This window comes from Streptomyces sp. NPDC091376 (genome assembly GCF_044757085.1).
In the GTDB taxonomy this organism is placed as follows: Bacteria; Actinomycetota; Actinomycetes; order Streptomycetales; family Streptomycetaceae; genus Streptomyces; species Streptomyces pratisoli.
The window spans coordinates 24524-47549 of record NZ_JBIVUF010000008.1 but is presented as its reverse complement, the minus strand read 5'-3'; the positions used below and the strand labels follow the sequence as shown (position 1 = coordinate 47549).

Annotated in this window: 28 protein-coding genes and 1 riboswitch; of the genes, 15 read left to right on the top strand and 13 right to left on the bottom strand. The window is 71.3% G+C overall.

The genetic code is table 11. From position 1 onward, the window contains the following. The first annotated feature begins 8 nt into the window (after window positions 1–8). From ACIQMR_RS18750 to ACIQMR_RS18735, 4 genes are all read left to right on the top strand, one after another. Window positions 9–737 carry a type 1 glutamine amidotransferase gene (locus ACIQMR_RS18750; RefSeq protein ID WP_401388051.1) on the top strand — a complete coding sequence of 243 codons (729 nt, stop codon included), beginning with the start codon at window positions 9–11 and terminating at the stop codon, window positions 735–737. Between the two features lie 169 nt (window positions 738–906). Then, window positions 907–1932 (top strand): 6-phosphofructokinase, encoded by a 1026-nt coding sequence (locus ACIQMR_RS18745; protein ID WP_401388049.1) that lies wholly within the window; start codon window positions 907–909, stop codon window positions 1930–1932. 117 nt (window positions 1933–2049) lie between these two features. Beyond that, window positions 2050–3009 (top strand): cytochrome c oxidase assembly protein, encoded by a 960-nt coding sequence (locus ACIQMR_RS18740; protein WP_401388046.1) that lies wholly within the window; start codon window positions 2050–2052, stop codon window positions 3007–3009. A 133-nt stretch (window positions 3010–3142) separates the two neighbouring features. Further along, window positions 3143–3301, top strand: coding sequence for a hypothetical protein (locus tag ACIQMR_RS18735; protein ID WP_266376202.1), 159 nt, complete (start codon window positions 3143–3145; stop codon window positions 3299–3301). Window positions 3302–3325: 24 nt separating this feature from the next. On the opposite strand, the gene ACIQMR_RS18730 is transcribed toward ACIQMR_RS18735, so the two are convergent. After that, entirely contained in the window at window positions 3326–4258 is a 933-nt protein-coding gene (locus ACIQMR_RS18730; RefSeq protein ID WP_401388043.1) for a 2-dehydropantoate 2-reductase, read from the bottom strand. A 236-nt stretch (window positions 4259–4494) separates the two neighbouring features. Here ACIQMR_RS18730 and ACIQMR_RS18725 point away from each other — a divergent pair, with 236 nt between their 5' ends. Next, window positions 4495–5211: a lysophospholipid acyltransferase family protein gene (locus tag ACIQMR_RS18725; RefSeq protein WP_401388040.1), complete on the top strand. Its 717-nt coding sequence runs from the start codon at window positions 4495–4497 to the stop codon at window positions 5209–5211. Between the two features lie 61 nt (window positions 5212–5272). On the opposite strand, the gene ACIQMR_RS18720 is transcribed toward ACIQMR_RS18725, so the two are convergent. The 8 genes from ACIQMR_RS18720 to ACIQMR_RS18685 form a co-directional block, all read right to left on the bottom strand. Further along, a complete protein-coding gene (locus ACIQMR_RS18720; protein WP_401388037.1) occupies window positions 5273–6850 on the bottom strand; it encodes an alpha/beta hydrolase in 1578 nt (525 codons plus the stop codon). A 226-nt stretch (window positions 6851–7076) separates the two neighbouring features. Beyond that, window positions 7077–7817, bottom strand: a complete 741-nt coding sequence (locus ACIQMR_RS18715; protein ID WP_401388034.1) for an urease accessory protein UreD — start codon at window positions 7815–7817, stop codon at window positions 7077–7079. Between the two features lie 7 nt (window positions 7818–7824). Beyond that, complete coding sequence (ureG, locus tag ACIQMR_RS18710; RefSeq protein WP_401388031.1) at window positions 7825–8511, bottom strand: urease accessory protein UreG; 687 nt, start codon at window positions 8509–8511, stop codon at window positions 7825–7827. Between the two features lie 22 nt (window positions 8512–8533). Beyond that, the gene (locus ACIQMR_RS18705) at window positions 8534–9367 is read right to left on the bottom strand and encodes an urease accessory protein UreF (RefSeq protein ID WP_401388028.1); all 834 of its coding nucleotides are present in this window, start codon (window positions 9365–9367) and stop codon (window positions 8534–8536) included. Window positions 9368–9381: 14 nt separating this feature from the next. Continuing rightward, window positions 9382–11103 carry an urease subunit alpha gene (locus ACIQMR_RS18700; RefSeq protein WP_401388025.1) on the bottom strand — a complete coding sequence of 574 codons (1722 nt, stop codon included), beginning with the start codon at window positions 11101–11103 and terminating at the stop codon, window positions 9382–9384. Then, window positions 11096–11407, bottom strand: coding sequence for an urease subunit beta (locus tag ACIQMR_RS18695; protein WP_266376194.1), 312 nt, complete (start codon window positions 11405–11407; stop codon window positions 11096–11098). Before ACIQMR_RS18695 ends, ACIQMR_RS18700 begins: the two co-directional genes overlap by 8 nt. A gap of 16 nt (window positions 11408–11423) precedes the next feature. Then, the gene (locus ACIQMR_RS18690; protein WP_401388021.1) at window positions 11424–11726 is read right to left on the bottom strand and encodes an urease subunit gamma; all 303 of its coding nucleotides are present in this window, start codon (window positions 11724–11726) and stop codon (window positions 11424–11426) included. A 237-nt stretch (window positions 11727–11963) separates the two neighbouring features. Next, window positions 11964–12266 (bottom strand): type II toxin-antitoxin system Phd/YefM family antitoxin, encoded by a 303-nt coding sequence (locus ACIQMR_RS18685; protein ID WP_401388018.1) that lies wholly within the window; start codon window positions 12264–12266, stop codon window positions 11964–11966. 113 nt (window positions 12267–12379) lie between these two features. Here ACIQMR_RS18685 and ACIQMR_RS18680 point away from each other — a divergent pair, with 113 nt between their 5' ends. The 3 genes from ACIQMR_RS18680 to ACIQMR_RS18670 all read left to right on the top strand — a co-directional run bounded on the left by ACIQMR_RS18680 (window position 12380) and on the right by ACIQMR_RS18670 (window position 14326). Beyond that, entirely contained in the window at window positions 12380–13015 is a 636-nt protein-coding gene (locus ACIQMR_RS18680; protein WP_401388015.1) for an ATP-dependent Clp protease proteolytic subunit, read from the top strand. A gap of 7 nt (window positions 13016–13022) precedes the next feature. Next, window positions 13023–13328 carry a hypothetical protein gene (locus tag ACIQMR_RS18675; protein ID WP_358664004.1) on the top strand — a complete coding sequence of 102 codons (306 nt, stop codon included), beginning with the start codon at window positions 13023–13025 and terminating at the stop codon, window positions 13326–13328. A 362-nt stretch (window positions 13329–13690) separates the two neighbouring features. Further along, a riboswitch (cyclic di-AMP (ydaO/yuaA leader) is annotated at window positions 13691–13846 on the top strand. A 3-nt stretch (window positions 13847–13849) separates the two neighbouring features. Beyond that, window positions 13850–14326 carry a C40 family peptidase gene (locus ACIQMR_RS18670; protein ID WP_401388012.1) on the top strand — a complete coding sequence of 159 codons (477 nt, stop codon included), beginning with the start codon at window positions 13850–13852 and terminating at the stop codon, window positions 14324–14326. A gap of 130 nt (window positions 14327–14456) precedes the next feature. On the opposite strand, the gene ACIQMR_RS18665 is transcribed toward ACIQMR_RS18670, so the two are convergent. Then, the gene (locus tag ACIQMR_RS18665) at window positions 14457–14960 is read right to left on the bottom strand and encodes an ATP-binding protein (protein WP_401388009.1); all 504 of its coding nucleotides are present in this window, start codon (window positions 14958–14960) and stop codon (window positions 14457–14459) included. 293 nt (window positions 14961–15253) lie between these two features. On the opposite strand from ACIQMR_RS18665, the gene ACIQMR_RS18660 reads away from it, so the two are divergent. Further along, window positions 15254–16111, top strand: coding sequence for a helix-turn-helix domain-containing protein (locus ACIQMR_RS18660; protein WP_401388006.1), 858 nt, complete (start codon window positions 15254–15256; stop codon window positions 16109–16111). Between the two features lie 99 nt (window positions 16112–16210). Further along, window positions 16211–16345 (top strand): DUF397 domain-containing protein, encoded by a 135-nt coding sequence (locus ACIQMR_RS18655; RefSeq protein WP_401388003.1) that lies wholly within the window; start codon window positions 16211–16213, stop codon window positions 16343–16345. Between the two features lie 13 nt (window positions 16346–16358). Here the strand turns inward: ACIQMR_RS18655 and ACIQMR_RS18650 are convergent, their stop codons facing one another. Beyond that, window positions 16359–17504 (bottom strand): 8-amino-7-oxononanoate synthase, encoded by a 1146-nt coding sequence (locus ACIQMR_RS18650; protein WP_401388866.1) that lies wholly within the window; start codon window positions 17502–17504, stop codon window positions 16359–16361. A gap of 151 nt (window positions 17505–17655) precedes the next feature. Here ACIQMR_RS18650 and bioB point away from each other — a divergent pair, with 151 nt between their 5' ends. From bioB to ACIQMR_RS18625, 5 genes are all read left to right on the top strand, one after another. Continuing rightward, entirely contained in the window at window positions 17656–18894 is a 1239-nt protein-coding gene (bioB, locus tag ACIQMR_RS18645) for a biotin synthase BioB (RefSeq protein WP_401388000.1), read from the top strand. Then, on the top strand, window positions 18887–20188 hold the full coding sequence (locus ACIQMR_RS18640) for an adenosylmethionine--8-amino-7-oxononanoate transaminase (protein WP_401387997.1): 1302 nt from the start codon (window positions 18887–18889) through the stop codon (window positions 20186–20188). The genes bioB and ACIQMR_RS18640 overlap by 8 nt, the downstream gene beginning before the upstream one ends. Before the next feature lie 58 nt (window positions 20189–20246). After that, on the top strand, window positions 20247–20963 hold the full coding sequence (bioD, locus tag ACIQMR_RS18635; RefSeq protein ID WP_401388863.1) for a dethiobiotin synthase: 717 nt from the start codon (window positions 20247–20249) through the stop codon (window positions 20961–20963). A gap of 5 nt (window positions 20964–20968) precedes the next feature. After that, a complete protein-coding gene (locus ACIQMR_RS18630) occupies window positions 20969–21313 on the top strand; it encodes a VOC family protein (protein ID WP_401387994.1) in 345 nt (114 codons plus the stop codon). Between the two features lie 282 nt (window positions 21314–21595). Further along, the gene (locus ACIQMR_RS18625) at window positions 21596–22276 is read left to right on the top strand and encodes a class I SAM-dependent methyltransferase (protein WP_401387991.1); all 681 of its coding nucleotides are present in this window, start codon (window positions 21596–21598) and stop codon (window positions 22274–22276) included. On the opposite strand, the gene ACIQMR_RS18620 is transcribed toward ACIQMR_RS18625, so the two are convergent. Beyond that, window positions 22270–22641, bottom strand: coding sequence for a fic family toxin-antitoxin system, toxin component (locus ACIQMR_RS18620; protein ID WP_401387988.1), 372 nt, complete (start codon window positions 22639–22641; stop codon window positions 22270–22272). The genes ACIQMR_RS18625 and ACIQMR_RS18620 overlap by 7 nt on opposite strands. Next, window positions 22638–22931, bottom strand: coding sequence for a toxin-antitoxin system HicB family antitoxin (locus ACIQMR_RS18615; RefSeq protein ID WP_401387985.1), 294 nt, complete (start codon window positions 22929–22931; stop codon window positions 22638–22640). The genes ACIQMR_RS18620 and ACIQMR_RS18615 overlap by 4 nt, the downstream gene beginning before the upstream one ends. Window positions 22932–23026: the final 95 nt, after the last annotated feature.

The following is a 23026-nucleotide window of genomic DNA, read 5'->3' as shown; positions in this document are numbered from 1 at the left end:
TTACGAGCATGAGCGACAGCAGCCTGCGTCTGGTGTGGGTCTACCCGGACCTGCTCAGCACGTACGGAGACCAGGGCAACGCCCTGGTCGTGGAGCGCCGCGCCCGGCAGCGCGGACTGGGCGTCACGCGCGTGGACGTCCGCAGCGACCAGCCGGTGCCGACGTCCGGCGACATCTATCTGATCGGCGGCGGCGAGGACCGGCCCCAGCGGCTCGCGTCCGAGCGGCTGCGCCGCGACGGCGGCCTCTCCAGGGCCGCGTCCAACGGCGCGATCATCTTCTCGGTGTGCGCCGGCTACCAGATCCTCGGCCATGAGTTCATCAACGACCTGGGTGAGCGCGAGCCGGGCCTCGGCCTGCTCGACGTGATCTCCACCCGGGGCGAGGGCGAGCGGTGCGTCGGTGACGTACTGGCCGACATCGACCCGCGCCTCGGCCTGCCGCAGCTGACGGGTTTCGAGAACCACCAGGGCATCACCCACCTCGGACCGACGGCCCGCCCGTTCGCCCGCACCGTCCTCGGCAAGGGCAACGGCACCGGTGACGGTACCGAGGGCGCGTACAACGACACCGTCTTCGGCACCTACATGCACGGCCCGGTGATGGCGCGCAATCCGCAGATCGCGGACCTGCTGCTGAAGCTGGCGCTCGACGTGAACGCGCTGCCGCCCACCGACGACCGCTGGTACGAGGCGCTGCGCGCCGAGCGCGTCGCGGCGGCGACACAGCCCGCCTGACCGCGGCCCCCACAGGCCGCTCGTCCGACAACCCGACTCGTACGAACATACGGTGTCCACTGTGCGGACGTCCGGTTCGGTTCCCGCCACCCGGCGCCGGTAGGGTGGCGGGGATCCAACCGGACGACGTGGTCCGGGAGTCGGCCCACGTTGCAAAGGTATTCGGGCTATGCGCATTGGTGTCCTCACCTCCGGCGGCGACTGCCCCGGTCTCAACGCGGTCATCCGCTCAGTCGTGCACCGCGCCGTCGTCGACCACGGCGACGAGGTCATCGGTTTCCACGACGGCTGGAAAGGCCTGCTGGAGTGCGACTACCGCAAGCTCGACCTGGACGCGGTGGCCGGCATCCTCGCCCGAGGTGGCACCATCCTCGGCTCCTCGCGGGTGCAGCCCGCGCATCTCGTCGACGGTGTGGAGCGGGCCAGGGGACATGTCGCCGAGCTGGGGCTCGACGCGATCATCCCGATCGGCGGCGAGGGCACGCTGAAGGCCGCGAACCTCCTCTCGCGGGCCGGCCTGCCGATCGTCGGCGTACCGAAGACCATCGACAACGACATCGCGTCGACCGACGTCACCTTCGGCTTCGATACCGCGGTCGGCGTCGCGACGGAGGCGCTGGACCGGCTCAAGACCACCGCCGAATCGCACCAGCGGGTGCTGATCGTCGAGGTCATGGGCCGGCACACCGGCTGGATCGCGCTGCACTCCGGCATGGCGGCCGGTGCGCACGCCATCGTCGTACCCGAGCGCCCCTTCGACATCGACGAGCTGACCCGGCGGGTCGGCGCGCGCTTCGAGGCGGGCAAGCGGTTCGCGATCGTCGTGGTGGCCGAGGGCGCCAAGCCGCGTGAGGGCTCGATGGACTTCGACGAGGGCGGCAAGGACGTCTACGGCCACGAGCGGTTCGCCGGTGTCGCCCGGCAGCTCTCCATCGAGCTGGAGGAGCGGCTCGGCAAGGAGGCCAGGCCGGTGATCCTCGGCCATGTCCAGCGCGGCGGTACGCCGACCGCGTACGACCGCGTCCTCGCCACCCGCTTCGGCTGGCACGCGGTGGAGGCCGCCCACCGCGGCGAGTTCGGCATGATGACGGCCCTGCGCGGCACGGACATCACGATGGTCCCGCTGGCGCAGGCCGTGGAGACGCTGAAGACGGTCCCGGCGGAGCGGTACGACGAGGCCGAGACGGTCCTCTGACCTCGGCCGAGGTGGTTGCACACGTGACGAATCGCCCCCGGCGGCAGCGGACGCCGGGGGCGGTTCTAGTCTTGTCCGGGCAACAAGCGCGAATCAGGACGCTCCGGGAGTACACAGATGGATCACAGCGGGCACGGCGAGCACGGTATGCCGATGGACCTGCCGCCGTTCACGCTCGGCAGGGGGCTGGAGTTCTCCGCGGATCCGTTCTTCCTGATCGGCTGCGTCCTGGGCCTCGGGCTCTACGCCTGGGGCGTGGTACGGCTGCGCAGGCGCGGTGACGCCTGGCCGGTGGGCCGGACGGTCTTCTTCACCGTGGGCGTGCTGAGCATCGCGCTGGTGATGTGCACCGGGCTCAACGACTACGGCATGGTCATGTTCAGCGTGCACATGGTGCAGCACATGGTGATCAGCATGCTGTCGCCGATCCTGCTCCTGCTCGGCGCCCCCGTGACGCTCGCGCTCCGCGCGCTGCCGCCGGCCGGCCGTGGCCGCAAGGGACCTCGCGAGCTGCTCCTCGCCCTGCTCCACAGCCGCTACATGAAGGTCGTCACGCATCCCGCGTTCACGATCCCGATGTTCATCGCGAGCCTTTACGGGCTCTACTTCACGCCGCTCTTCGACTTCCTCATGGGGTCCAAGGCCGGGCATGTCGGGATGATGGTGCACTTCCTCGCCGTCGGACTGATCTTCTTCTGGCCGATCATGGGCGTGGACCCCGGTCCGCACCGCCCCGGCTATGTGATGCGGATGCTGGAGCTCTTCGCCGGCATGCCGTTCCACGCGTTCTTCGGCATCGCGCTGATGATGGCGTCCGAGCCGATGGTGAAGGCGTACGCGGATCCGCCGTCGTCCCTCGGGATCACCGCGCTGTCGGACCAGAACGCGGCGGGCGGCATCGCCTGGGCGTTCAGCGAGATCCCGTCGGTCCTGGTACTGATCGCACTGGTGTTCCAGTGGTATCGCTCCGAGCAGCGCCAGGCCGTCCGTAAGGACCGCGCCGCCGACCGGGACGGCGACAAGGAGCTGGAGGCCTACAACGCCTACCTGGCCTCGCTCCAGGCACGGAGCCGCTAGCGGGGGCCGACCACCCGGCAGCTGGGGCCCGCAGGGGGCGCACGGGAGTAGCGGTGGACCCGCCTCAGGGGTGACGATGGCTTCACGGCCCCTGGCCATGGATCCGTCCGTGGCCCGGCCTGGAGGAGGGCGCATGTCCAGTTCCGCGAAGACGATGGGTGTGCTCACCGTCGGGACCCTGGTGGTCGTGACGGCCTACACGGTGGCGCTCGGCAGCAACGGCTGGCTGTGGTTCGGCTGGGTCGTGCTCGGGCTGGCCACGCTGGGGATGCTGGCGTCCAAGCCCACCTGAACCGGCAGGCCGGGGCGCGCGCCGTCAGCCGGTGGTGCCGGTGGCGCGCGACTCGCGCAGGCTCAGCACCTCGTAGAGGAAGCTGTTGACAGGGGTCGGCGTCCCGCTCCGCTCGCCGAGCCGTACCACCGCGCCGGTCCATGCCTCGAGTTCGGAAGGCCTGCCGGACGCGATGTCACGGTGCATCGAAGAAGTGCCGACGGCGGGCTGCTGGTCGACGAAGGCCAGCGTGGAGGGCACGATGCCGTCCGGCAGCCGGATGCCGTGCGCCAGTGCGACGTGCTGGATCTCCGTCATGGCTTCCACCAGCAGCCGGCGGGTACCCGGCCGGGAGCGGAACTCACCGATGGTCGCGTCGGTGACGGCGCCGAGGCCGCCCAGGGGTACGACGAACAGGAACTTCGCCCAGAGCTCGGTCCAGATGTCGTCGGGCACGACCGCCGTCACCGCCGAGGCGTCGAGGGCGGCCCGCAGCCGCTCCACCCGCGGCGTCACGCCGTTGTCCCATTCCCCGAAGGTCAGCGAGCCCGGGCCACCCACATGACGCACCCGGCCGGGGCCGTCCAGAAACGCGATGATCTTCGCGATTCCGGGCAGCACCGCGCCGCGGCCCACCGCGTCGGCGACCTCGGCGGGGGCCTCGACCCCGTTCTGCAGCGGCAGCACAGCCGTGTCCGGGCCCATCAGCGGAGTCAGTGTCTTGACGACGTCCGGCAGTTGGCGGGTCTTGACGCAGAGGAACACGTAGTCGACCTCGCCGATGTCCCTGGTGTCACCGGTCACCCGCACCGGCGCGACGGAGAAGTCGCCGGCCGGGCTCGCCACGGTCAGTCCCCCGTGGCGGAGCGCGTCGAGCTGGGCGCCTCGCGCGACGAAGTGGACCTCGTGCCCGGCGTCCGCCAGCCGGCCACCGAAGTAGCCACCGACTCCGCCCGCCCCGATCACCGCTGCCTTCACCGAACCTCCTTCACCCCGGAGGAACTTCCTCGGACCGGCTCCCCCACGCGTGATCACCGTACGGAACGGCCTCCGCGTTTTCCAGACCTGCGGCGTTTTCCGGACCGGCGCCCCGGCGGCGGCCGGAGGTGGTTACGGGCGAGGGGACATGCACATACACTGACCGTCTCCGAAACACCCTTTGACCTGGCAGAACGCGACGCCGGAGCCGATCCGGGACGTGGGGAGCGAAGCCTGTGTTCTATTACGTGCTCAAATACGTCATTTTGGGCCCGCTGCTACGTCTGCTGTTCCGGCCCAGGATCGAGGGACTCGAGCACATTCCGGCGGACGGCGCGGCGATCGTCGCCGGCAATCATCTGTCGTTCTCCGACCACTTCCTGATGCCGGCCATCCTCAAACGGCGCATCACCTTCCTCGCCAAGGCCGAGTACTTCACGGGCCCCGGTATCAAGGGCCGGCTCACCGCCGCCTTCTTCCGCAGCGCCGGGCAGATCCCGGTGGACCGGTCGGGCAAGGACGCGGGACAGGCCGCGATCCGCGAGGGGCTCGGGGTGCTGAGCAAGGGTGAGTTGCTCGGGATCTATCCGGAAGGCACGCGCTCGCACGACGGGCGGCTGTACAAGGGCAAGGTGGGCGTGGCGGTGATGGCGCTGACCGCGCAGGTGCCGGTCGTGCCCTGCGCGATGGTCGGGACGTTCGAGATCCAGCCGCCGGGGCAGGTCCTGCCGAAGATCAAGCGGGTGACGATCCGCTTCGGCGAGCCCCTGGACTTCTCGCGTTACGCGGGGATGGAGAACGAGAAGGCGGCGCTGCGGGCCGTGACCGACGAGATCATGTACGACATCCTCACCCTGTCCGGGCAGGAGTACGTGGACGAGTACGCCGTCAAGGCGAAGGCGGCTCAGACCGCTCGAGCGCCGGGCAGGAGGTTCCCGCGGCTGCGGCGGTGACGGAACATCAGGAGGGGGCGGTCCGCATGCGGACCGCCCCCTCCCGTGCTTCCGGCGTGCGTCAGGGCGTCGGCGGGGCGTGCGGCGCGCACACCGTGTCGTGACCGTCGAGCGCGCCGCGGAGCAGATACGCCTCGACCTTTCCGTTGACGCATGGGTTCACCAGGGTCGTGATGCCGTGCGAGCCGGCGTTCTCCTCGGTGACGAGGCGCGAGCCCTTGAGCCGCTTGTGGAGTTCGAGAGCGCCCTGGTACGGGGTGGCCGCGTCGCGCTCGGCCTGCACCAGCAGCACCGGGGGCAGGCCCTTGCCGGTCCTGATCTCCAGCGGCTGCTGACGCTTCGTCGGCCAGGTGGCGCACGGCAGGTTCAGCCAGGCGTTCGACCAGGTGAAGAAGGGATGCTCCGCGTGCAGCAGGGTGTTGTCCCGGTCCCAGGTCTCCCAGTCCGTCGGCCAGGGGGCGTCCGCGCACTCGACCGCCGTGTAGACGGCGGTGCTGTTCTCGGCCGCGGCGTTGCCTGCGGTGTCCCCGGGGTGCGGGCCGGCGGCGTCGATCAGCGGCTGGGGGTCACCGGCGAGGTAGCTGCTCCAGACCCGGGCGACGGGCGCCCACTGGGTGTCGTAGTACGGGGCGCTCTGGAAGTGGTCGATCAGCTCGGCGGGACCGACGACCCCGCCGATCGGGCTGCGCTTCGCCTCGGCACGCAGCTTCTCCCACTGCCGGTGGACCTCCGCCTCGGTGCCGCCGATGCCGAAGACGTCGTCGTGGGCGGCGATCCAGGTCATCCAGTCCTTCAGCCGGCTCTCGAAGGCCCCGTTCTGGTCGAGGTTGACTCCGTACCAGATCTTGTCGGTCCTCGGGTTGACGACGGAGTCCATGACCATGCGGCGGACGTGTGCGGGGAACAGGGTGGCGTACACCGCGCCGAGGTAGGTGCCGTAGGAGACACCGAGGAAGTTGAGCCGCCGCTCGCCGAGCGCGGCACGGATGACGTCCAGGTCGCGAGCGGTGTTGAGCGTGGTCAGATGCGGCAGGAGGTCGCCGCCGCGCTCCGCGCAGCCCGCCGCGTACACGGCCGCGAGCTTGCGCCCGGCGAGTTCGTCGGCCTCGGAGCCGGGGACCGGATCGGGCTTGGGCGCCGTTCTCGGCGCCTGCGGATCGACGCAGGACAGGGGCGAGGAACGCCCGACGCCGCGCGGATCGAAGCCCACGAAGTCGTACGCCTTGGCGACCCCGGCCCAGAGGGCGTTGCCGGTGACGACCCGGCGCGGGAAGCGCAGGCCGGAGGCGCCGGGGCCGCCCGGGTTGTAGACGAGGGCGCCCTGGCGTTCCTCGGCGGTGCCGGTGTTCCCGATGCGGTCGACGGCGATACGTATCTGCTTGCCGTCGGGCCGCGCGTAGTCGAGCGGGACGCTGACCCAACCGCACTGGATCGGCTTCTCCAGTCCCCAGTCGGCCGGGCAGTCGGCCCAGTCGATGCCCTGCTTCGCCGCCCGTTGAGCCGCGGTCTTCACTCCGTACGCCTCGGCGCTCGGCCGGTACGGGCCGTCCGCGGTCGCCCGTGGTGCGGCGATCGCGCCTGCGACGAGTGTGCTCGCGAGCAACGTGCCGGCCGAGCCGAGCACTGCGCTGCGTCTCACGTGGGTGCCTCCCCCTGATGATGCGCCGCTCCCCACGGCAGCGCGGGTCATGGTCCGTACGGGGGATCCTTCCGTCCGCGCGACGCCGGGCGAAAGGGCGAACTGGTGTTTCTTTGCCGAAGCAATAGCGGTGCGCACGGCCCACTTGGGGCGTCGTCCCAGCCGTGGCGCCGCGCCCGCCCCGGTGCCGTCTCCGCCGTCGCGCGGTTTCCGACGTCGCGCCGGGTCAGCCGTCGAGCAGCTCGCACCGGGCCGCGTCGAGCAGCCTGCGCAGCCGCAGCGCGTCCGGGGCGACCGCGGTGACCAGTGCCGCCGGGCCGGCGAGCGGAGTGAGGACGGCGCTCTCGCCGAGCTGTCGCGACTCGACGGGGTTCTTCTCGAAGTCGGGTTCGACGACGAGGAGTTGGCCGACCGCCCGGTGTCCGGCGAGTACCGCCCCGCCGTCCCAGCCGCCCGGCGCACCGGGTCCGAAGGAGAGTTCCTGGTCCAGCAGGGGACGGCCGTCGCGGTGCACGGTGAGGCGCGTGGTGAGCGTGCCGGGGTCCTCGCCGTGGCGGCCGAGGATCTGCTCCTCGCGCAGCACCAGCCGTGCCCTGGCGGCGAGTTCGACACGGGTACGCATCCGCAGGTCGCTGCCGCGTGCCGAGATCAGCTGCTCGGGCAGCCAGCGCAGTTCCGCGTCCTGCGCCACGGTGAGCACCACGTCGTACGTGGCGGGTGCCGGTGAGCGGCCGGGCAGGGCCACGGTCGCCGCGGCGGAGTCCAGGTGCAGCCGGGCGCCTTCGTGGACGTCCGCCTCGACAGCCAGCCGGTCACCGCCGAGCGGTGCGCTCATGGCCCCGACGACGGTGACGCGGGTGTACGGTCCGGCGGCCCGGGTGCGGCGCAGCGCGAGCGGCCCCGCGCTCTCCAGCACCGGCAGCCCGTCGCGGGTGGCGACGACGCGGGCGGTGGCCTCGACGCTCATACGCCGCTCACGCGGCGGACCAGGCGCCAAGCCGGGTGCGTACCCAGTCGGCGACCGGCCGGACGCCGTCCTCGCCGGTGAGCGAGGTGAAGGCCACCGGGAGCTCGCCGCGCTGCTCCTTGGCGTCGCGGGCCATGCGCTGCAGATCGGAGCCCACGTACGGGGCGAGGTCGGTCTTGTTGACGACGAGGAGGTCCGCCGTGGTGACGCCCGGGCCGCCCTTGCGCGGGATGTCGTCGCCGCCGGCCACGTCGATGACGAAGATCTGCGCGTCGACGAGGCCCTTGGAGAAGGTGGCGGTGAGGTTGTCGCCGCCGGACTCGACGAGGATCAGGTCGAGTGGTCCGACGGTGTCCTCCAGGTCCTCGACGGCTTCGAGGTTCGCGGAGATGTCGTCGCGGATCGCGGTGTGCGGGCAGGCACCGGTCTCGACGGCCTGGATGCGCTCGGGCGGCAGCACGGCGTGGCGCAGCAGGAACTCGGCGTCCTCGCGGGTGTAGATGTCGTTGGTGACGACGGCGATGGACAGCTGGTCGCGCAGTTCCCGGCAGAGTGCGGCGACCGTCGCTGTCTTCCCCGAGCCGACGGGGCCGCCGAGGCCGATGCGCAGAGCACGGCGGGTTCCGTCGGGGCGGACCGCGTCGGCGCTGACGGCGGCCGGGCCCGGGTGCCCGTGCGTGGGGTCGAGGTGCATGCTGCGGCTCCTTGGGGTGGTGCTAAGAGGCGAAGAGTCGTACGGGCCAGGCGGCGTGCTGTTCCGCGGTGATGTCGAGCAGCGGGGCGGAGGCGGCGGGCAGGGCGTCCGTGCCCAGCTCGGCCGCCCGGTGTGCCGCGGCCACGGCGCGGCAGGCGACGTCGTCCGTGTCGGGGGCGAGCCGGGCGAGGACGGCAGTGGCCTCGAAGGGGTCCAGGCTCAGCAGTCGCACCGCGGCGGTGGCCGGTCCGCCGATCGTCTCGTACGCGGCACAGTGCGCGGCGTCCTCGGGCCCGAGGCCGGCGGCGCGCGCGAGGAGCCCCAGCACGACGGGCTGGTGCGCCCCCTTGGGGAACGCCCGGGACAGCGCGTCGAGTCCGGGCGACGGCCAGGTGGCCCGGGCGGCCCGCATGAGCTGTCTGCCGAGTTTCCGCCCCGAGGCGCGCAGGGCGGGCGAGGGGGTGCGGGCGTCGGCGGCCACGTCCAGTTCGAGCGGATCGAGCCCGAGCGCGGCGGCTGCGGCGATCGCCGCCGCGGTCAGTCCCGTGGTGTGGAGCCTTCCCCGGCAGAACTGCTCCAGCCCGTGGGCGTCCCGGATCCGCCCGGACTTGACCGCCGCCTCGGCGCCGCCGGAGTGCGCGTGCCCGCCGGCGGGGAAGCGTCCGTCGGCGAGCACGAGCAGCGCGGCTCGCGCCGGGGCACCGGATCGTGGTCCGGCCTCCTCCGCCCGGCGCGACCCCGCTGCCGCCCGCCCCGGCTCAGAGGTCTCGTCGGCCCCGGTGTCCGGAGCCGGGGCGGTGACCGCCGCCGGGCCGTGGGCGGGGACACCACCGGGGGCGGGCGCGCGTGCATCCATGACGTCGCTCATGGTCAGAACAGGAAGTACCGCTGGGCCATGGGCAGTTCCTCCGCCGGTGCCGGCTCGACCGCTTCGCCGTCGATGGTCACGGTGAAGGTGTCGGCGTCGACCTCGACGCGCGGCAGGGCGTCGTTCTCCCGCATGTCGGCCTTGGTGACGCCTCTGGTGCTGCGGATCGGGACGAATCGCTTCCCGAGCCCGAGGCGTTCGGGCAGACCGTCCTCGATCGCCGCCCCGGCGACGAAGTTGAACGAGCCCGCGGCCGGGGCCCTGCCGAGCGCGCCGAACATCCGCCGCGGGAGCACCGGTTGCGGTGTGGGGATGGAGGCGTTGGCGTCGCCCATCTGTGCGTACGCGATCTGGCCTCCCTTGATGACCAATTGCGGCTTGACGCCGAAGAACGCCGGTTCCCACAGCACCAGATCGGCGAGCTTGCCCGGTTCGACCGAGCCGATCTCGTGGTCGAGGCCCTGGGCGACGGCGGGGTTGATCGTGTATTTGGCGACATAGCGACGAACCCGCAGATTGTCCGCGCGGCCGTCGCCGGGGAGGGCGCCCCTGCGCAGCTTCATGACGTGCGCGGTCTGCCAGGTCCGCAGGACGACCTCGCCCACGCGCCCCATCGCCTGGGAGTCGGACGAGATGATCGAGATGGCGCCGATGTCGTGCAGCACGTCCTCGGCCGCGATCGTGGACGGCCGGATCCTCGACTCGGCGAAGGCGAGGTCCTCGGGCACGGCCGGATTGAGGTGGTGGCAGACCATCAGCATGTCGAGGTGTTCCTCGATGGTGTTGATGGTGTGCGGCCGGGTCGGATTCGTGGAACTGGGCAGGACGTGCGGCTCCGAGACCACGGTGATGATATCCGGTGCGTGCCCGCCGCCCGCGCCCTCCGTGTGGTACGCGTGGATGGTGCGACCCGCGATCGCGGCGAGGGTGTCGCCGACGAACCCTGCCTCGTTGAGCGTGTCCGTGTGCACGGCGAGCTGCGCGCCGGTCTCCTCGCACACGCCGAGGCAGGCGTCGATGACGGCCGGCGTCGCGCCCCAGTCCTCGTGGATCTTGAAGCCGAGCGCGCCGCCGCGCAGCTGTGAGTACATGGCCTCGCGGGACGTCGTGTTGCCCTTGCCGAGCAGCCCGATGTTGACGGGGAACGCTTCGAGCGCCTCGAACATCCGGGCGAGGTGCCAGGGGCCGGGAGTGATCGTGGTCGCCTTCGTGCCCTCGGCGGGTCCGGTGCCGCCGCCGACGAGCGTGGTGATGCCGGAGGTCAGCGCCTGGTCGACGATGGTCGGCGAGATGAAGTGGACGTGGGCGTCGATCGCCCCGGCGGTGACGATCTTGCCGTTGCCCGCGATCACCTCGGTCTCCGGACCGATGACCAGGTCCGGGTGGACGCCGTCCATCGTGTCCGGGTTGCCGGCCTTCCCGATGCCGGTGATGCGCCCGTCACGTATGCCGATGTCGGCCTTGACGACACCCCAGTGGTCGATGATCACCGCGCCGGTGACGACGGTGTCGGGGGCGCCCTCCGCTCGCGTCGTGCGCGACTGGCCCATCGACTCGCGGATCACCTTGCCGCCGCCGAACACCGCCTCGTCGCCCGCGCGACCGGGCCCGCCCGAGCGGTCCTCCTTGATCTCGACGAGCAGTTCGGTGTCGGCGAGCCGGATCCGGTCACCCGTGGTGGGCCCGAACAGGTCCGCGTACACGGCACGGCTGAGCTCAGCCATCGAGCGCGCCTCCGGTCTCCCCGCGCAGGCCCGCGACGACACGGAGGCCACCGATCGGTACGAGTTCGACGTCGACCGGGATGCCGGGCTCGAACCGGACGGCGGTGCCGGCCGCGATGTTCAGCCGCAACCCGCGCGCCGCGGCACGGTCCAGGTCCAGTCCGGGGTTGGCCTCGGCGAAGTGGTAGTGGGAGCCGACCTGGACGGGCCGGTCGGCGGTGTTGAGTACGGTCAGCCGGGTGGTCTCGCGGCCCTCGTTCAGCCGGACCGGCTCGTCCGCGTACAGGATCTCTCCGGGAATCATGGGCGCCGCTCCCCCGTCAGACGATCGGTTCGTGGACGGTGACGAGCTTGGTGCCGTCGGGGAAGGTCGCCTCGACCTGGACGTCGTGGATCATCTCGGGGATGCCCGCCATGACGTCGTCGCGGGTGAGCACTTTCCGCCCGGAGACCATGAGTTCGGCGACGGTGCGCCCGTCGCGGGCACCCTCCAGGATGTGCGTGGTGATGAGCGCGACGGCCTCGGGGTGGTTGAGCTTCACCCCGCGGGCTCTGCGCCTCTCCGCGACATCGGCGGCAACATGGATGAGCAGCCGTTCCTGCTCATGCGGCGTCAGTTGCACGATTCCACCTCACGATCGTCCCGCCCGGACGGATCCGGATGCAGCGGACGCTGGTTGACGTCAACGATCTGTTGACGTTCTACAGACGTTCCACTGCCAAGGCTTGAACGTTAGGGCGGAAGTTTTTCCGGCGCGTTAACTGATCTTTGGCACCCGCGTGGACATCAGGGCGCGCAGGCCGTCCCGGGCCTGCCGACGATCGGTCACGCCGCCCTCCCGCCGGTCCTGCCGTACCGCTCAGACGCCCCGGCCGCCCGTGCCCGGAGGACGATGCTCCGCCGCGATGCCGAAGCGGCCGCGTTCGCCCGGAGCGGACGGCGCGGACGGCGCGGAGGTGCGCAGCGTCGAGACCGAGGGGAGCACGGCCTCTTCGGCCGGGTGCTCCGCGGCCTCCAGTCGCTCCAGGTCAGCGGCCGAGACAAGGGCCACGAGCGGCTTTCCGTGGCGGGTGACGACCACGCGCTCGCCGCCGTACACGACACGGTTGATCAGCTCGGCGAGCTCTGCCCGTGCTTGCGTCACCGGAATCTCATAGGCCATGCTCCCCATCATAACGGCCTGTACGTCCTGTACATTTTTTACAGAAGCGCCGCCGTCAGACGCTGCCCACAGACGCCGCCGCACCGTCGCGGCCGCATGAGGAGTGGTACGCCATGAACCACCCGTCCGCCCGCCATGTCCTGCCGGAGTTCACGGAGCGCACCAGCGCGGGGCTCCGCACCCTCGATCCGTACGCGAAGCTCCTCGCCGAGCGGATCGTGTTCCTCGGCGCACCGGTCGACGACACCTCGGCCAACGACGTCATCGCGCAGCTCCTGTACCTGGAGTACGCCGCCCCGGACCAGGACATCGCGCTCTACATCAACTCCCCCGGCGGTTCCCTCAGCGCGATGACCGCCATCTACGACACGATGCAGGTGGTGACCTGCGACATCGCCACGACGTGTCTGGGCCGGGCCGCCTCGACGGCCGCGGTCCTGCTGGCGGCAGGCACCCCGGGCAAGCGGATGGCCCTGCCCGGTGCCCGGGTCGTCGTCCAGCAGCCTTCCCTGGCGGAGCCGGTGCAAGGGCAGCCGACCGATCTCGATCTCCAGGCTCGGGAGTTGCTGCGGATGCGGGAGCTGATGGCCGCCGTGCTCGTACGCCACACCGGTCGGAGCGCCGAGCGCATCGCCGAGGACATCGAGCGTGACAAGGTCTTCGACGCCACGGGCGCCGTGGAATACGGGCTGATCGATCACATCGTCAAGAACCGGAAGACTTCCATGACTTCCCTCCACGGCCGGTGAACCGGCCGTGCTGCCCGAACTGCCGCCGCTCCCCGCACTGACGCGTGCCGAAAGTGAGTTCATCGACAGCTATCTCGAAGTCGTCGATCAGCTCGGAAGGATCAACCCGGCGCGCGGCACGCACACCTACGGCGCGCTTCGTGCCGCCCAGGCGCTCGTCGTACGGGCCACGGCGCTCCGGGACGCGCTGACGGTCATGCACATGCGCGGTGAGAGCGAGCTGCACGCACCGACATTGGCCCGTGCGCTGCGGGTGTTGGACGGGGAGCGCAGGGCGTCGAGAATCACCGTACCTCCGGAGTCGCCGAGTTGACGGTCCGGCGCCCGACGGCCACCGCACACCTCGCGGCACGCCGGAGGCGTACGAGTGGGTGTCGCCCATCCGGACCAGTCGCGGCTTCGCGACAGGCACCGGGCAAGTTGCGCCGTGGGCTGAGCCGACTGGCGCAACGGCCCGTTCCGCCGCTGGTACAGCGCTCGTCACCGGGCGACGCCCTGTCCGCCAAACGGCTCTGTCCACTCGAATAGGTTATTGGTGAGGAGCCTCACAAAACGCCGTTTCTAAGAGGAAATCCGGCAGTTCGTGGGTCAAGATCCCTGGGACGACAAGCCCCCGCCACCGCGGCGGGGCGGTCCGGGCGGACGCCGAGTCCTGCCGCCGCACCGGATGCCTGGTCGACATGAGGGCTTCGGCAGGAGTGGAGGACCCGAGCAGTACGGGCCGGCCGCACATCATGGCCGGTCCTTGGGGTGAAGCCGCGTACGCGGCCGGGCGTCTTCGCCGGTCCGAACCCGACAGGTCATCCTTCACAGGCGGCTGACGAAGGGTTGCGCATGACTGCGCAGACACATCTCCCGTCCCTGTTGTCCCGGACGGGTGCCGTCTCGGCACTCACGATCGCGGCAGTCGGCGGCTCGCTGGTCCTGCCGGGCGGCGCGCCCGAGGCCCATGCCACCGCGGCACACGCGACGAAGGCACTCAACGTGGCCGCGTCGAAGAAGGGCTCTCCGTACCGCTACGGGGCCACGGGACCGCACCGCTTCGACTGCTCGGGACTGACGCTCTACGCGTACAAGAAGGCCGGCAAGAAGCTGCCGCGCACGGCCCAGCAGCAGTACAACCGGACCCGTCATATCCGCGCTTCCCAACGGCAGCGCGGTGACCTGGTCTTCTTCCAGGCCCGCGGATACGTGTACCACGTCGGCATCTACGCGGGAGGCGGCAGGATCTGGCACTCGCCGAAGACCGGTTCCGTGGTGAAGCTGAGCAAGATCTGGTCCAAGAGCGTGCGCTACGGGCGCGTGCGCTGAGGTGTCCGGGGCCCCGGCATCGTTCGGGGCCCCGACGGACGAGAGGAGCGGTCACGGCCCTCCACGGCGCGGCCGGTACGCGTCCGCGGGCGTCCGTACGCGTACGAGACGGCGGGATGCCGTGGAGGGCTCACAGCCGGTGCCCCTGCGGAGCGGGGTCGCCGGGGAGCCCGCCTGACGGGACCACCCCATGCTCGGTGCGGACGACGGCCGGCGCGGGGCTCCACGGCATGGCGATCCAGACGGTCTTGCCACCCTCCGGGGTGGGGCTGACGTGCAGCCGGCCCCCGCACTCGGCGGCGAGCCAGCGGATGATCACCATGCCGCGGCCGTTGTCCTGCTGCACCGCCGCGGGCAGCCGCTGCGGCCAGCGCGGATGGCTGTCGGTCACACCGACGCACAGCTGTTCGTCGCGCTCCAGACGGACGTCGACCGTGAAGGTGGGTGACTGTCCGAAGGTGTGCTGAACGGCGTTGGTGGCCAGTTCGGAGACGATGAGACGGACCGTGTCGGCCGCGTCGTCCTCCCTCGGCAGCCCCCACTCGACGAGGACCTCGGAGACGTATCTCCGCGCGGCGGGGACCGAGGCGGGATCGCTCGGCAGGGTGATGGAGGCTTCCTGATGGTCGGCCATGGCGAGCTGTCCCTTTCCCACCGGGGCTGCGGGAGCGCGGCACGCAGCGGATGCGGTGCCTGAACAGCCTCGGACTGCGCTGTGCGCCAGAGTGTGCGCTAGCCGTCAGAGTGCCACTGTGCCGCCCCTGTTGGTGCCGATCCACCTTGATATGCATATATCTGTCGCTCAAAGCGGTGAACTCTGCGACGCGAGAACGTATTTGGGCGCACACTTGCGCTGCGCCGGCCGGTCACGCGCCGGCCGTACGCCGGTCACTCGGGGACCGAAGGAGGAACGGAGGAGGGGACGGAATGCGGCACGGTCCCGCGGTGCGCCGGCGCAAGCTCGGTGAGGAACTGCGCGGCCTGCGGCTGGACGCGGGCCTCACCAGCCGGGAGGCGGCACGCCTGGCGGGTTGGCACCAGTCGAAGGTGAGCCGTATCGAGACCGGTGCGAGCGGGGTGAAACCCGCCGATGTGGCCCGGTTGCTCGACGCTTACGGGGTGGCCGATCCGCGGCTGCGGGAGCTGCTGGGGACGCTGGCGGGCACGGCGGACGGCGGGGGCACGGGCTGGTGGCACGCCTACCGCGGGGTGATCCCTCCCCAGTACCGCGACTTCATCAGCCTGGAGTCCCAGGCGAGTACGGCGCGGACGCTGGAGACGTCGGTGGTGCCCGGACTGCTGCAGACCGCCGACTACGCACGGGCGGTGACCCGTTCCGCGCTCGAAGGAGCGCCGACGGCCACGGTGGACTCGCTGGTGGAGGTGCGCATCGCCCGTCAGCAGGTGCTCCGTGCGGAGCGGCCGCTGAGCTTCAGCGCGGTGCTGGACGAGGCGGTGCTGCGGCGGCAGGTGGGCGGCCGCCGGGTGATGCGCGGGCAGTTGCGCCGGGTGGTGGAGATGGCCCAACTCCCGCATGTGCGCCTGCAGGTGCTCCCCTTCTCGACCGGTGGCTATGTGGGACTGACCGGACCTTTCGTTATCTTCTCATTCCCGAACACTTCTGATCTGGACGTGGTTGTCCTTGACCACTTGACGAGTAGTCTCTACCTCGAACGGAAGGAAGACCTCGACGCGTACGGCGCCGCTTTCCGCACCATGCAGGCGCATGCGCTCTCGCTCCAGGACTCGTTGGATCTCATCGCCGGAATCGGCGACAGCGCGTAGGGAAGGCACCCCCCAATGTCTGCTCACGACGCACGTGTTCGCCCTCGGCTGCGCACTGGATGGCAGCGCAGCAGCCGCAGTGTCGGAATGAACAACTGCGTGGAGACCGCACGGTGCGCCGACGGCGCCTTGGCCGTGCGCGACTCGAAGAACACCCACCTGTGCGTCCTCGTGTTCTCGCCCGCTGCCTGGACCGGCTTCGTGCGCGGGCTGCGCGAGGGCGCGGGCGGCTGATCCGGGGGACGGGTCAGCCGGCGGGCGCCGTCGCCAGGATCGTGGAGACCGCCGTCCCGATCTGCCGATCGGTGAGATCGGCGCGCGCGGTGAGCCTGATCCGCGAGATCCCGTCCGGAACCGACGGCGGCCGGAAGCATCCGACGGCCAGTCCCGCCTCCCGGCAGTCCGCCGCCCAGCGCACGGCCGACTCCGGTGACGGCGCCTGGACGGACACGACGGCCGCGTCCGGGCGTACGGCGGTCAGCCCGGCGCCGGCCAGCCGTTCGTACAGCGTGGTGGCCACGCCCCGGGCCCGGTCCGCGAGACCGGGCTCGCGGCGCAGCAGCCGCAGGCTAGCGAGGGCCGCGCCCACCGCGGCCGGCGCGAGGCCGGTGTCGAAGATGAACGTACGCGCGGCGTTGACGAGATGGTCGATGACCCGTGCCGGACCGAGCACCGCTCCGCCCTGGCTGCCCAGGGACTTGGACAGGGTGAGCGTGGCGACGACGCCCGTGGCGCCCGCGAGGCCCGCCGCGTCCAGGGCTCCCCTTCCTCCGTCGCCCAGGACGCCGAAACCGTGTGCGTCGTCGACGACCAGGGCCGCGCCGTGCGAACGGCACACCTCGGCGAACTCGCGCAGCGGGGCGGCGTCGCCGTCGACCGAGAAGACCGAGTCGGACACGACCAGGGCGCGCCGCCCCGGGTGGGCGTCCAGGGTCTTGCGTACGGCCTCCGGATCGACGTGCGCCACGACGGCGGTCTCGGCGCGGGACAGCCGGCAGCCGTCGACGATCGAGGCGTGGTTGCCGGCGTCCGACACGATCAGCGACCCGTGCGCGCCGAGCGCCGTCAGCGCCGCGAGGTTCGCCGCGTAGCCCGAGGAGAACACGAGCGCCGCTTCGAATCCGCAGAACTCGGCCAGCTCACGTTCCAGTTCCGCGTGCAGTTCGGTGCTGCCGGTGACGAGCCGGGAGCCGGTCGCGCCGGCGCCCCACCGCCGTGCGGCCTCGGCCGCCGCCTGGGTGATCTCCGGCCGCCGGGTCAGGCCGAGGTAGTCGTTGCTCGCCAGATCGAGCAGCGCGGAGGTGGCGGGACGCGGCCGGAGTGTACGGACGAGTCCGGCGTCCGCGCGGTGGCGCGCCGCGTCGTCGGTCCAGTCGAAAGGATCCTGAGGCACCTGGGGCATGTTCCGGTCCTTTTGTAGGCAGCGCACAGACCCTAGCCGGGGACGGTAGAGGTCAGAGTGTGGCCATACACACACCTCAATCGGCGGGTGTTGTCGAGTTCCTCCTTGGCCGCGGGGTGTCCGGTAGGCGAGGATCTGCGCCATGGACCTCCTGAACACGCTGGTGGACAAGGGCCTGCGGCGTGAGCTGCCGACCCGCGAAGAAGCGCTCGCCGTACTGGCGACCTCCGACGACGATCTGCTCGAAGTGGTGGCCGCGGCCGGAAAGGTGCGCCGTCAGTGGTTCGGGCGGCGGGTGAAGCTGAACTATCTGGTCAACCTCAAGTCGGGTCTGTGTCCCGAGGACTGTTCGTACTGTTCCCAGCGGCTCGGTTCCAAGGCGGAGATCCTCAAGTACACCTGGCTGAAGCCGGACGAGGCGTCGAAGGCGGCGGCCGCGGGGGTCGCGGGCGGCGCCAAGCGGGTCTGTCTGGTCGCCAGCGGCCGCGGGCCGACGGACCGTGACGTCGACCGGGTCTCGCAGACCATCGAGGCCATCAAGGAGGAGAACGAGGGCGTCGAGGTGTGCGCCTGTCTCGGCCTGCTCTCCGACGGCCAGGCGGAGCGGCTGCGGGACGCGGGCGCCGACGCGTACAACCACAACCTCAACACGTCCGAGGGGACGTACGGGGACATCACGACCACCCACACGTACGCGGACCGTGTAGACACCGTCCAGAAGGCGCACGCCGCCGGTCTGTCGGCCTGTTCGGGTCTGATCGCGGGCATGGGCGAGAGCGACGAGGACCTGGTCGACGTGGTGTTCGCGCTGCGCGAGCTGGACCCGGACTCGGTGCCGGTGAACTTCCTGATCCCGTTCGAGGGCACGCCGCTCGCCAAGGAGTGGAATCTGACGCCGCAGCGGGCGCTGCGGATCCTCGCCATGGTCCGGTTCGTCTGCCCGGACGTGGAGGTACGGCTCGCGGGTGGACGTGAGGTTCATCTGCGGACGCTGCAGCCGCTGGCGCTGCACCTCGCCAACTCGATCTTCCTCGGTGACTATCTGACGAGCGAGGGCCAGGCGGGCAAGGCGGACCTCGACATGATCGCGGACGCGGGCTTCGAAGTGGAGGGCACGGACACGACGACGCTGCCCGAGCACCGTGCGGACGCCGTCGCGGGCGGCTGCGGTTCGGGCGGCGGCGGTGGCTGCGCGCCCTGCGGCGACACCGGGACCGAAACCGGCACCGGCACGGGGACCAGCACCAGCACGGGGACCAGCACCGGGACCAGCACTGCTGTGGAGACCGCTCCGGAGACCGAGAGCGTCTCCGCCGCGCGCCCCGACCTGGTGGCCGTGCGGCGCCGCGGCGCCGGAACGGACCTCGCGCCCAATGCGTAGCTCCGCCGCGCGCGAGCTCGTCGCCCTGGACCGGGCCCATGTCTGGCACCCGTACGGCCCGATGCCGGGCCGCACGGACCCGCTGGTCGTGGAGTCCGCGTCCGGCGTACGGCTCCGGCTCGCCGAACCGGCACACGGGCGCTCCGAGTTGGTGGACGGCATGTCCTCGTGGTGGTCGGCGATCCACGGCTACAACCACCCCGTGCTCAACGAGGCCGCGTGCGGGCAGCTGGACCGCATGAGCCATGTGATGTTCGGCGGCCTCACCCACGAGCCCGCCGTCCGGCTCGCGACACGGCTCGTGGAGATCACCCCGGAACCGCTCCGGCACGTCTTCCTCTGCGACTCGGGCTCGGTGTCCGTCGAGGTCGCGGTGAAGATGTGCCTGCAGTACTGGCGTTCCGTGGGCCGGCCGGGCAAGCAGCGGCTGCTGACGTGGCGCGGCGGGTACCACGGGGACACCTGGCAGCCGATGTCGGTGTGCGACCCCGAGGGCGGGATGCACGACCTGTGGTCGGGCGTCCTGCCGCGTCAGATCTTCGCGGACGCTCCGCCGGCCGGGTACGAACGGCCTTGCGACGCCGCGTACGCGGAGCATCTGCGTGAGCAGATCGGGCGCCACGCGGACGAACTGGCCGCGGTGATCGTGGAGCCCGTGGTGCAGGGGGCCGGAGGGATGCGGTTCCACTCCCCCGACTGGCTGCGGGTGCTGCGGGAGGCCTGCGACGAGCACGATGTGCTGCTCGTCTTCGACGAGATCGCGACCGGGTTCGGGCGCACGGGCAGGCTCTTCGCGGCGGAACACGCGGGCGTCTCGCCCGATGTGATGTGTCTCGGCAAGGCGCTGACCGGCGGATATCTGACCATGGCGGCAACGCTGTGCACGGGCAGGGTGGCGGACGGGATCTCACAGGGCGACGTCCCCGTGCTGGCCCACGGTCCGACCTTCATGGCCAATCCGCTGGCGGCGGCGGTCGCGTGCGCGTCGATCGACCTGCTGCTGGGCCAGGACTGGGAGCAGGAGGTCAAGCGTCTGGAGGCCGGACTCCGCGAGGGACTGGCGGGCGCCGCGGCGCTCGAGGGGGTCCTGGACGTCCGCGTCCTGGGCGGGATCGGCGTCGTCCAGCTCGACCACCAGGTGGACATGGCGGCGGCGACGGAGGCGGCCGTGCGCGAGGGCGTGTGGCTGCGTCCGTTCCGCGATCTGATCTACACGATGCCGCCGTACGTGACCGGCAACGAGGATCTCTCGCGCATCGCACGAGCGGTGTGCGCGGCCGCGGCGGCGGGTTGACCCGGGGCCTCGTCCCCGGACCTCCGGCATGAGCAGGGTGCAGCAGCAAGGGAGCAACATGGGCGTCATCGTCGTCAGCGGCACCGGGACCGAGATCGGGAAGACCGTGGTCACCGCGGCCCTCGCCGCTGCCGCCGCCGCACAGGGACGGACCGTGGCGGTGCTGAAGCCCGCGCAGACCGGGCTCGCGCACGGCGAGTCCGGTGACGCCCAGGAAGCCGCACGGCTCGCGGGTTCCGGCGTGACGGGGGTCGAACTCGCCCGGTTCCCCGAGCCGCTCGCCCCCGCGACGGCCGCACGGCGGGCCGCAATGGCCCCGATCGGCCCGCGCGACGTCGCCGACGCCGCGGCGAAACTGGCAACCGAGCACGATCTGGTGCTGGTCGAGGGCGCGGGCGGACTGCTCGTACGGTTCGACGACCGGGGCGGCACGCTCGCCGACGCGGCCCGGCTGCTCGGCGCGCCGGTGCTGGTCGTGGCCCACGCCGGACTCGGCACGCTCAACGCGACGGCACTCACCACCGAGGCCCTGCGCGCCCGCTCGCTGGAACCACTGGGCGTCGTCGTGGGCAGCTGGCCCGAGGTGCCGGACCTCGCGGCACGCTGCAATGTGGCCGACCTCCCGGACTCGGCGGGAACCGCACTGCTCGGGGCCGTGCCCGAGGGTTCCGGGTCACTGCCGCCCGAGGCGTTCCGCGCCACGGCCGCGCGCTGGCTGGCTCCTGCGCTGGGCGGTGTGTGGGACGTGGACGCCTTCGCCGCGGCCGTACGCTGAGCGCCATGCGAGCACAGGTTCAGGAGATCGTTTTCGACTGCGCGGAGCCGGCGGCACTCGCCCGGTTCTGGTCCGCGCTGCTCGGCGGCGAGGCGGTCGAGCGGAGCGCGGACTGGGCCTACGTCGATCCGCCCGGTTTCGTCCGCGTCGCCTTCCAGCGCGTGCCCGAGGGGAAGACGGTGAAGAACCGGCTGCACCTGGACGTGGACGCGGGTGGTGTCGATGCGGCCGCGGCCGAGGCCGTAGGTCTCGGCGCCACCCTGGTGGGAGCCGTGGTCACCGACGCCCACGGCCGGTTCCAGGTGCTGCGGGACCCGGAGGGCAACGAGTTCTGTTTCGTCGGCGACTGACGGAGCGGTCGCTGTCGCTGTCGTTGTTTTGCTGTCGTTGTCGGATGAACGGCCCGTCGCCCGGTGGATGGACGGTCGGTCGCCTGGCGGATGCGGGGCCGGATGAACGGGGCTGACTGAGCCGGGGCGTCCGGGGGGAGAATCTCCGTATCCGTGCGTTCGCCCGGGTTCGGACGGTGGCGGACGACGCGCGGCGGGCGGTGGCCGGTCGCAACGTCACACGCCACAGGTCGTACGCCGCTCGCCGCACGCCGTACGTCGCCCAGCCGGAGGAGGCCCCCCATGCCGTCGCGCAGTGCCAGAGTGCCCCGGGACGCCGTGCACCATCCGGTCTTCGCGCGCTTCTACGCCCGGTTCAGTGTGTCGGCCGACCTCAGGGGCGGTATCGCCGCATACCGCGAGGAGCTGCTGGCCGGGCTGTCCGGACGGGTCATCGAGATCGGTGCGGGCAACGGGCTGAACTTCGCCCACTACCCGGCGGCGGTGTCCGAGGTGGTCGCGCTGGAACCGGAGCGCACGCTCAGGAAGTTGGCGGTGACCGCCGCGCTGCACGCGGACGTCCCGGTCGATGTGGTCCCGGGTGCGGCGGAGGCCCTGCCGGTGAAGAGCGAGGCCTTCGACGGGGCGGTGGCGTCACTCGTGCTGTGCAGCGTACGTGACCTATCGCGTGCACTGTCCGAGATGCGGCGGGTGCTGCGCCCCGGAGGCGAGCTGCGGTTCTTCGAGCACGGTGTGGCACCGGGCGGGGCGATGGCCACCGTGCAGCGGGGCCTGGACCGTACGGTGTGGCCACGGCTCTTCGGGGGCTGTCACACGTCCCGCGACCCGCTGGCGGCGATCGAGGCGGCCGGGTTCGAACTGGGTACGTACCGGAGGCTGCGGGTGCCGGACAAGGGTCCCCGACTGCCCACGTCCTGCTGTGTGCTGGGCGTGGCGCGCCGACCGCACGAGGACACTCACTGAATCCACTGCCGCAGTTCACGGGCGATGCCCAGGACCCCGGTCTTGCCCTCCTTCACCAGCCGGGCCAGGTCGCGGACCCGCTCCGGTGAGGTGGACACCCTCAGTCCGCTCGCGACGAGATAGCCGTACGCGACGGCCGTGGCGAACATCGCGTTCGAGTGCTCCAGCGCCGGTACGTGCAGGAGGACTTGCATCAGGGCCGCCGCGCGCGTGAACGGATCGTCGTACACGGCGGTCCCGAAGATCTCCGCGTCATGGCGGCTGACGGCGGCGATGAGCGCGCCCCAGTCGGTGACCTGCGGATCGCCGGGCATCTTGTGCTCGGCGACCATGAGGAGCCAGGCGAGGTCGATCGAAAGGTTCAACGCTCGCCGCGCTTCACGGGCTCGTTGTGCTTGGCGGACCGGACCCCGGACCCTGTCGTCGACTCGGAACCGGCGGTCCCGGTCGTGCCGAACTCCTCGGCGAACACCGACTCGTATTGCTTCATGAAGTCGGCCGCCGCCTCGACGAAGGTGCGACCCACCTCGCCCGCGTCCTGCTTGACGAGCTCCTCGATGTAGCGGTTCACACTCACCCCGCGCTGCTGCGCCCGCCGGCGCGCCGCCTCGGCGGTACTTTCGTCCACACGCACGTTCAACTGTGTCTTGGCCACACCGCGATGCTAGCGCCGTTGCGCTAGCGTCGGCAAGGGGAGAGAGGCAACGGAGTGGGCCGGGCCGTCGAGTTCTCGGCGTCACCCATGGCAAC